This is a genomic window from Streptomyces sp. col6 (assembly GCF_008042035.1).
Taxonomy (GTDB): Bacteria; Actinomycetota; Actinomycetes; order Streptomycetales; family Streptomycetaceae; genus Streptomyces.
Genome location: NZ_RDBL01000006.1, coordinates 669,642 through 674,137, shown reverse-complemented (window position 1 = coordinate 674,137; position 4,496 = coordinate 669,642). Strand labels below are relative to the sequence as shown.

The 4,496-nt window shown below is 71.5% G+C and carries 4 protein-coding genes and 1 pseudogene; 3 read left to right on the top strand and 2 right to left on the bottom strand.

The features are described from left to right. Nucleotides 1-1,033: LysR family transcriptional regulator (locus EAO73_RS07160; protein ID WP_224756197.1), on the bottom strand; the 1,033-nt coding region annotated here is incomplete at its 3' end. Nucleotides 1,034-1,096: 63 nt separating this feature from the next. On the opposite strand from EAO73_RS07160, the gene EAO73_RS07155 reads away from it, so the two are divergent. The 3 genes from EAO73_RS07155 (at nucleotide 1,097) to EAO73_RS07145 (ending at nucleotide 4,324) form a co-directional block, all read left to right on the top strand. Then, nucleotides 1,097-2,383 (top strand): MFS transporter, encoded by a 1,287-nt coding sequence (locus tag EAO73_RS07155; RefSeq protein WP_147970575.1) that lies wholly within the window; start codon nucleotides 1,097-1,099, stop codon nucleotides 2,381-2,383. A gap of 103 nt (nucleotides 2,384-2,486) precedes the next feature. Beyond that, complete coding sequence (locus EAO73_RS07150) at nucleotides 2,487-3,203, top strand: L,D-transpeptidase family protein (RefSeq protein ID WP_147970574.1); 717 nt, start codon at nucleotides 2,487-2,489, stop codon at nucleotides 3,201-3,203. 101 nt (nucleotides 3,204-3,304) lie between these two features. Next, complete coding sequence (locus EAO73_RS07145; protein WP_147970573.1) at nucleotides 3,305-4,324, top strand: sigma-70 family RNA polymerase sigma factor; 1,020 nt, start codon at nucleotides 3,305-3,307, stop codon at nucleotides 4,322-4,324. 18 nt (nucleotides 4,325-4,342) lie between these two features. Here EAO73_RS07145 and EAO73_RS07140 read toward each other — a convergent pair. Further along, nucleotides 4,343-4,496: pseudogene (locus EAO73_RS07140) on the bottom strand (RNA polymerase subunit sigma-70); the annotation flags it as partial.

Here is a 4,496-nt window from a genome sequence, read left to right as displayed (position 1 = left end):
CGTGCTGCCGCCGAGCGCGGGCCATGATCGAACGCCTCCGCGCCGGCGGCCTCGACCTCTGCCTCACCTCCCCGGTCCCGGACGCCCCCGACCTCGTCACCCGCCGCCCCAGCAGGAACTTCTTGAACGCCGCCACCGGGGCCGTGTCCGGGTGGCCGTCCAGCCACGCCACCCCGATCTCGCGCACCGCCCTCGGCGCCGTCACCGTCAGCTCCACCACGCCCGGCCGGGCCACCGCGGGCGGCGGGAGGAGGGCCACGCCCAGGCCCGCCGCGACCAGGCCGCGGAGGGTTTCCGCTTCCTCGCCCTCGAAGGCCACGCGGGGGACGAAGCCGGCCTCCGTGCAGAGGTCGTCCGTGATGCGGCGGAGGCCGTAGCCGGGTTCCAGGGTGACGAAGGTTTCGTCGGCGGCTTCGGCGAGGCGGATGCGGCGGCGGGTGGCCAGGGGGTGGTCGTCGGGGACGACCAGGCGGAGGCGTTGTTCGTCCAGGCGGCGGGTGACGAGGTCGGGGGCGTCCGGGACCGGGGAGGTGAGGCAGAGGTCGAGGCCGCCGGCGCGGAGGCGTTCGATCATGGCCTCGCCGTAGTTCTGGACGAGTTGGAAGCGGACCCGGGGATGGTCGGCCCGGAAGGCGCGGATGAGCGCGGGGACCGTTTCGGAGCCCATCGTGTGGAGGAAGCCGAAGGCCACCTTGCCCGCCGTGGGGTCGGCGTCGGCGCGTACCGAGTCGGCGGCCCTCTCCACCTCGGCGAGGGCGCGTTCGGCGGAGCCGAGGAAGGTGCGGCCGGCCGGGGTGAGGGAGACGGTGCGGCCCTTGCGGGCGAACAGGGCCACGCCCAGGTCGTCCTCCAGCCGCACCATCGCCCGGGAGAGCGTGGACTGCGGCACGCCCAGCTCCTGCGCGGCGCGGGTGACGTGCTCGTGGCGGGCGACCGCCTCGAAGTAGGCGAGGCGGGGCGCGAGGACCGCGCGAATGTCTTCTTCGTAACTGCTCGGTGACAGCCGGGGCTGTGAGCTGCGTTGATGCACCATGGGATTGATTATTCGCTGTTTGTGCATTGGACGCATGAATCGGGACCGGCCTACGGTTTCCGCATGCCTCCCGCCAGTACCGGGGCGTCCACCCTCACCGTGGCCGCCTCGACCCCGTCGTCCCCCGTCACCACCACCGACCGGCTCGAACCCGGGCGCCCCGGCTACCGCCGGATGAGCTTCGCCCTCTTCGCCGCCGGTGTCGCGACGTTCGCGCTCCTCTACTCCACGCAGGCGCTGCTGCCCTCCGTCTCCGCCGCGTTCGGCGCCACGGCCGGGCAGGCGAGCTGGACGGTCTCCGCCGCGACGGGCGCGCTGGCGCTGTGCGTCCTGCCGATGAGCGCGCTGTCGGAACGGTTCGGGCGCCGGCAGATGATGACCGCCTCGCTGGTGATCGCGGTGACCGTCGGGCTGTTCGTGCCGTTCGCGCCCTCGCTGGGCTCGCTGATCGCGCTGCGCGCCGTGCAGGGTGCCGCGCTCGCCGGACTGCCCGCCTCCGCGATGGCGTACCTGGCGGAAGAGGTGCGGCCCAAGGCGCTCGTCGCCGCGATCGGGCTGTTCGTGGCCGGCAACAGCATCGGCGGCATGAGCGGCCGCATCCTCACCGGCTGGATCGCGCAGCTCTGGGGCTGGCGGGCGGCGCTCGGCGCGGTCGGGCTGCTGGCCGTGGCCTGCGCGGTCGTCTTCCACCTCATGATCCCGCGCGCCCGGAACTTCACTCCCGGGACGCTGAACCCGAAGGCCCTCGCGAAGACCGTCGGTTCGCATCTCGCCAATCCGCTGCTGCGGCGGCTGTACGCGATCGGCGCGCTGTTCATGACGGTGTTCGGGGCCGTGTACACGGTCATCGGCTACCGGCTCGTCGAGGCTCCGTTCAACCTGCCGCAGGGCGTGGTCGGTTCGATCTTCCTCGTGTACCTGGTCGGTACGGTCTCCTCCGCCGCGGCCGGACGGCTGGTCGCGCGGCTCGGGCGCCGGGGCGCGCTGTATCTCGCCGTCTCGACCACGGCCGCCGGTCTGCTGCTCTCGCTGGCCGACCAGCTGGCCGCCGTGCTCCTGGGCCTGGTCCTGATCACGGCCGGGTTCTTCGCCGGGCACGCGGTCGCCTCGTCCTCGGTGAGCCGTACGGCGACCACCGGACGCGCCCAGGCCTCGGCCCTGTACCAGTCGGCGTACTACCTCGGCTCCAGCGCCGGCGGCACGCTCGGTGCGATCGCCTTCCACACCGGCGGCTGGGCGGGCACGGTCGCGCTCGGACTGCTCGCGGTCCTCGGTGTCGTGTCCATCACGCTGTACGGGACCCGGGCCGCCCGCGTCGAACGGCTGCGGCTCGCGCCCGTACAGAACTGAGACATTCGGCGCACAACCAGCCGCTCCCCTTCGCGCGTCTAGCAGGCGGAATCACCGCAGTGCGCGCGAAGGGGAGTTGGCGTACATGGGAGTCAGGAAGAACATGCGGAACATTCGAGACATCGGGGGCATGACGGCCCGCCGTGGGCTCGTCCTGTCGGTCGCGGGTCTGACCGCGATACCGGCGCTCGTCCTGGGTACGGGCGGCAGCGCGCAGGCGGCGTCCTGCACGACGTCCACGGGCCCGTACCAGAAGCAGGTGGAGAAGTACCTGCACCTGAAGGTGGACGGCAAGCAGTCGTCGGCCGACTGCAAGAAGATCCGCTCGTTCCAGAGCACCTACGGGGTCACCCCGACCATCGGCTACGCGGGCCCCGTCACCTGGCGCACCATGCAGACGCTCACCGCGCAGAAGGCGGCCGGCAAGAACCCGAACAAGGCCGGGAAGTGCCCGACCAACAAGGGGCGCATCGCCTGCGTCGACCTGACGCGGCAGATCAGCTGGATCCAGGACGGCAAGAAGCTGAAGTTCGGGCCGGTGCCGGTCCGCACCGGGCGGGACAAGTACGAGACCCGTACGGGTGCGAAGAAGATCTACTGGCGCCACAAGAACCACGTGTCGTCGATCTACCACGTGTCCATGCCGTACTCGCAGTTCTTCGACGGCGGGCAGGCGTTCCACGCGGTCGGCGTGAAGATGTGGAACCCGCCGGGGTCGCACGGCTGCGTCAACATGCGCACCGCGGACGCGAAGTCATACTGGAACCTGTTGAAGAACGGCGACGACGTCTACGTGTACGGCCGCAAGCCGGGGACCTGACCCTTTCCGCTGTTCCCGCCCCGTTGTCAGTCCCCTGCTGTAGCTTCCGACGTGTTACGTGAAGTGAGCGGTGTCACAGCACGACAGGGGTGGAGCGGGCGATGAGTGAACTGGCAGCGGCGGCGGGATCCGGTACGGGGACCCGCCCGTCGGGCGACATCGACAGCCGCCTGGAGGGACACCGGGTCGAGCTGACCGGTTACTGCTACCGGATGCTCGGCTCGGCCTTCGAGGCGGAGGACGCGGTCCAGGACACGCTGGTGCGGGCCTGGCGGAACTTCGACAAGTTCGAGGGCCGGTCCTCGCTGCGGTCCTGGCTGTACCGCATCGCGACCAACGTCTGCCTGGACATGCTCAACGCGGGCAAGAAGCGGGCGCGGCCGGTCGACCTGACCGGTCCGACGCCGCTCGCGCAGGCCGCGCTCAACCCGCTGCCGGAGAACACCTGGCTGGAGCCCATGCCCGACGGCCGCATCCTCCCGACGACCGACGACCCGGCGGAGGCGGCGGTGGCGCGCGAGTCGGTGCGCCTCGCGTTCGTCGCGGCGCTCCAGCACCTGCCGCCGAAGCAGCGGGCCGTGCTGATCCTGCGCGAGGTGCTGGCGTGGAAGGCCGCGGAGGTCGCGGAGCTGCTCGACACCTCGGTCGCCTCGGTGAACAGCGCCCTCCAGCGCGCGCGGGCCACGCTGACCGACCAGGACGCGGTGGCCGCCGACGCGGCGAACCCGCTGGACGAGGAGCAGACGAAGCTCCTGGAGCGGTACGTGGCGGCGTTCGAGGGCTACGACATGAAGGCCCTGACCGCCCTCCTCCACGAGGACGCGGTGATGACGATGCCGCCGTTCGACCTCTGGCTCCGGGGCCACGACGACATCACCGGCTTCATGACCACCATGGGCGCGAGCTGCGCCGGCTCCCGCCTGATCGCGACCTCCGCCAACGGCACCCCGGCCTTCGCCCACTACAAGCCGAACCCGGAGGGCCCCGGCTTCGTCCCGTGGGCGGTCCAGGTCATCGACATCAAGGACGGCGCGATCACGGGCATGCACTGCTTCCTGGACACGCCTCGCTGGTTCCCGCTGTTCGGGCTGCCGGACCACCTGGACGACGATGCGGAGTGAGGGCCCGGCCTGCGACTACTCGGTGGCGGGACGCCGGCTCGCGGGGGCCGGGGTGCCGTTGGCGGAGGTCGCGATCAGGCGGGAGCCGGCGCAGCTCGCGCCCATGGTGGTCATGAAGCCGGTGATGTCGTCGTGGCCCCGGAGCCAGAGGTCGAACGGCGGCATCGTCATC

Bases quoted from the DNA above. Each gene is read 5' to 3' on its own strand.
- EAO73_RS07155 (WP_147970575.1), top strand. From the start codon at position 1,097: ATGCCTCCCGCCAGTACCGGGGCGTCCACCCTCACCGTGGCCGCCTCG.
- EAO73_RS07150 (WP_147970574.1), top strand. From the start codon at position 2,487: ATGCGGAACATTCGAGACATCGGGGGCATGACGGCCCGCCGTGGGCTC.
- EAO73_RS07145 (WP_147970573.1), top strand. From the start codon at position 3,305: ATGAGTGAACTGGCAGCGGCGGCGGGATCCGGTACGGGGACCCGCCCG.